This is a genomic window from Paraburkholderia sp. Ac-20347, from assembly GCF_017104805.1.
Taxonomy (GTDB): domain Bacteria; phylum Pseudomonadota; class Gammaproteobacteria; order Burkholderiales; family Burkholderiaceae; genus Paraburkholderia; species Paraburkholderia tropica.
The window spans coordinates 1-687 of the sequence record NZ_JAAGPN010000633.1; the positions used below are offsets into that span (position 1 = coordinate 1).

The window sequence follows — 687 nt, forward strand, 5'->3', positions numbered from 1 at the left end:
TCTCCCGGCGGCGTGGGCCCGTTCATGCTGGGTTTCCTTGTCGATGGGATTGCGTGTCGGCGTGTGCGCCGGCTTTCACTTCCTGCGCGGCGGACGTGGTCGCGCCGCGCGGCGCGAGGATTGCCGCAAACGCGAGCGCGAGCATCGCGCCGGGGCCGACGGTCAGGCCGAAGGTTTCGAGCAGCGGCACATGCGAGAGCGCGAGCAGCCCGAAGCCTGCGACGGTCGCGAGATTCGCCACCAGCAGCGAGACCAGCGTGTGCGGCGCGATGGGCGCCGATTCGTCAGCGGATTGCCCGTGCCGCGTCGCGCCGCGCTTGCAGAAAAACAGCGCATAGTTCGAGCCCACCGCCACGATCAGCAGCATCCCGACGAGGTGCAGGATCGTCATCGGCACGCCCGCGAGCGCGAAGCCCGCGATCACCACCAGCACGGCGGCGACGAGCGGCGCGAGCGCGCGCGCGGCCAGACGCAGCGAACGCAGCGCGAGCGCGAGCAGCACGCAGATCGCCACGAAGCCGGCAAGCGAGAGCCGGATGTCTTCGTGCACGTAATTCACGTAGAGGCGGTCGGCTTCCGTTTTGAGGTCGACGAACAGCGCGCCCGGCACGCCCGCCTGCGCGACGGCGGCGCGGATTGCGTCGGCGTCGAGGCTCGACGTGTTGGCGGCGCTCGCGGCGTTCGCGT

General features: G+C 70.6%; 1 protein-coding gene. It reads right to left on the bottom strand.

Annotation, left to right across the window (positions count from 1 at the left end):
• Nucleotides 1-22 precede the first annotated feature (22 nt).
• A partial coding sequence (locus G3N97_RS39130; protein ID WP_205998043.1) for an MMPL family transporter occupies nucleotides 23-687 on the bottom strand: 665 nt, incomplete at its 5' end.